At 43.4% G+C, this 3,013-nt stretch carries 3 protein-coding genes; 2 read left to right on the forward strand and 1 reads right to left on the reverse strand.

All coding sequences use genetic code 11. The annotated features are described in order from the left end of the window. Positions 1-177 precede the first annotated feature (177 nt). Positions 178-411, reverse strand: a complete 234-nt coding sequence (locus J0895_RS11780) for a hypothetical protein (protein WP_207088283.1) — start codon at positions 409-411, stop codon at positions 178-180. Between the two features lie 612 nt (positions 412-1,023). On the opposite strand from J0895_RS11780, the gene J0895_RS26385 reads away from it, so the two are divergent. Further along, positions 1,024-1,155 carry a hypothetical protein gene (locus J0895_RS26385; RefSeq protein WP_277989827.1) on the forward strand — a complete coding sequence of 44 codons (132 nt, stop codon included), beginning with the start codon at positions 1,024-1,026 and terminating at the stop codon, positions 1,153-1,155. A 29-nt stretch (positions 1,156-1,184) separates the two neighbouring features. Further along, positions 1,185-2,063, forward strand: a complete 879-nt coding sequence (locus J0895_RS11785; RefSeq protein ID WP_207088282.1) for a ParB/RepB/Spo0J family partition protein — start codon at positions 1,185-1,187, stop codon at positions 2,061-2,063. Positions 2,064-3,013 lie beyond the last annotated feature (950 nt).

Genomic DNA, 3,013 nt, shown 5'->3' on the forward strand with positions numbered 1-3,013 from the left:
AACCGATCGCCCTCCGCAGATTCTCTCATCTCAGGGGTGGATATTCCTCGCTCATCTCTTCTTCTAGTCAACCCTTGCACCTTATCCAAAATAACCAAAACCATAATTCGGATTCCTTTGATACAAGATTTACGAGGATACAGTGGGCGCTTTCCTCTTAGCAGAGTGACTACCATTTTATAAAAAAATGTAACAATTTAGGGCATTTTTATAAATTAAAATCACCCCATCTCCCAGTTCGATCGCAATTTGATTTTTGCGGGGAGGTTGCCAGAAAATGGTGAGTAATTCCATCTCGGGTTCATAGTAGAGTTTTACTTGCACCCTGGTTTCTCCTTCTTTGATTGCATCAGTTTGATAGGCTGTGCTCAGAAATTCATCTCCATTTAAGCGACGAGCAACGGCAACCACCCAGCGTCTTTCTTTAAGGATAAGGCAGAACAGCCGCACATGGGGATCGTGGCTACTGCTACGAATTTCATCGGGGGCAGTTAGCGCGGGTTGAATGTCTGCATTAAAGACTCAGAACAAAATTAATACGGAATTTCGCAATACTGATAAGTCTATAAAAACGAGTATTTGTAGGGGCGCAATGCTTGCGCCCCTACTATAAGTTTTTATAGACCTTTAAATACCGTATGGAGTATAACTCAGAAATAGCCGCCTCACCGGGCAAACTTAAAATTTAGGGTGAAGCGCCGCCAGAATTTTCAATGCGCTGAGGGTGAGCGCTTCAGTTGGATGAGTGACTCTGGACTCGGGACAACGAGACTCCCCATCACAAGTGCCCTGGCAAAAAGCGCTTCTCTACTCTTGTGAATTATCCAAATAATTCCTCTCAAACCCTTGATTTTAAAGGAATACGACTCCCAAACTGGGCTAAAGTTTTATCAAAAATCTGCTGGGTTTCAGTGGCCCCTACGCATCAAGTCTGTGAAGTTTTCATAAAAAAGTCAAAAAAACGCATAAAAACCCGGGTTTACTCCTAGAGATAGATATAGAATCATAGGAGATATTTTGCTCATGTGCTTACAACTTCTAGGAGAATACATCCCACCCCTGTTCGGGGAAGCGTTTTTTCATCGAGTTCACCCTGCTTGTACCGATGACCCGATGTACCCAGCCCGATCGCACCACGGCGATCGCCTTCTTTAATCGCTTCCCACTCAACTCTTCAAAAGCAGATGAACAACCCAAATACTCAAGATATTATCCCGACGTGCCTCTCGTCAAAGACCCTGCGACTGGAGCAAATTTGCCAGTCCCAGTTTCAACCCCGAAACTACTTTAACGAAGTGGCAATGGAGGAACTCGCCGCTAGTATCAAAGCACATGGGATCCTTCAGCCACTACTGGTGCGCCCGATCGCCGGGAATCAATATGAGTTGGTCGCTGGAGAACGTCGGTATAAAGCCGCTCAATTCCTGGGATTAACGGTAGTGCCGGTGACAGTACGGGAAATGACCGATACAGAAGTGCTACAGTACGCCTTGGTCGAAAATTTACAACGGGAGGATTTGAATCCCGTTGAAGAAACTGAGGGCATTCTGCAACTGCTGGAAATGCGCCTGCAAAAGGACCGGGACTGGATTATCTCTCTGCTCAACCATATAGCGAATGGCAAACGGGGACTTACGGACAGCGCCGTCCGTAATCGTGAACAACAAGTGATTCAAGAGATATTTTCCACCCTCGGCAGACTCTCCCCTGAATCGTTCCGAGCTCATCGCCTTCCTTTGCTCAAACTTCCTCCGGAACTGTTTGAAGCCCTTCGCTATGGACGGATTCAGTGGACTAAAGCGAAGGAAATTGCCAAATTACAGTCCGAGTCTGAGCGGTTGGCGCTCCTAGAACGGGCGATCGCCCAGGCGCTGAGTCTGCGACAAATTCAACGAATCGTCCGGGAGAAAAAAATACCGAGAGACTCAGCACAACAACAACGCGAGGTGGAAGGACTTCTGCAAAAATTTACCCAGTTTAAGGCATGGGAGAACCCTGATAAGCGCAATAAAATTGAATCGTTGCTCACGGAGTTAAAACAACTCTTATCGGAACAGGATTGAAAAATCATGGTTTAAAGTAAGACAATTATAGTTAAAACTTATTTTGATTTGCAAGGAAATGATTGGCTGATTTATGTTTACAGCAAATCATCTCCTTGCCAATTTTCATGATAAATTAATCTCATATCTTATAATTTTTGAAAGCCTTTTAAAATTGGTGGCTCTATTCAAATAAGTTCCAAGGGTATTCCAAAAAATAAATCATTCCTATTCGGTTGTTAAAGGAGTTAAAGGAGTAGGGTGGGCAATGCCCACCGAACAGAAGGTGGGCAATGCCCACCGAACAGAAGGTGGGCAATGCCCACCCTACAATTGCTATTTTATTTTTTGGAGTTCCCCAATGTTTAATTCCAGGCTATCCCTTTACCCTTGAATGAAAGAGGGAGCATTTTATTTTTCCTGTAACTTATATAGCGCGTCTAAATGAATTTGACATAAAGAAAGCGAGCAAGATGCTCGCACTCCTGGGGTCTCGGGCTTTGCATCGAGCTTCGCTATTTTTATAGCAAACGGCACACAAAATTGGCTATATCACCTGTCAATCAATTGGACAATTCTACATAATCCGTGGGAGCTAGATACTCCCACGGATTAATTTTAGGGGAAAATGTCCAAGGGAGATTTGATGCGAACTAAATCACTAGAAGTTAACTGTAAAACGTGAAAAAGTTAATCTTTTTAAATCTTTTTGTTTAAAAATTGTGATTAAAGCAAAGCGCTATAAATCGGCAAGTTGATATTTGTTAAGTTTTGTAAACACAAAAAATATCCTGGCTTTTTAGGTTAATATAAAAAGACCAGGATATTCCTGAGTGTGAAATAAGAGATGCAAGCTCTTGATTCCACGGTTCCGTATCTCATCATACATTATGAAAGCAAAATTCGCCATTACATCAATGTTGACGGCTGCGGCAGTTGCGATCGGTGCAACTGTCACCTTCCAGCAGCCT

Origin of the sequence: Phormidium pseudopriestleyi FRX01 (assembly GCF_017313335.1) — a bacterium.
In the GTDB taxonomy this organism is placed as follows: domain Bacteria; phylum Cyanobacteriota; class Cyanobacteriia; order Cyanobacteriales; family Laspinemataceae; genus Laspinema; species Laspinema pseudopriestleyi.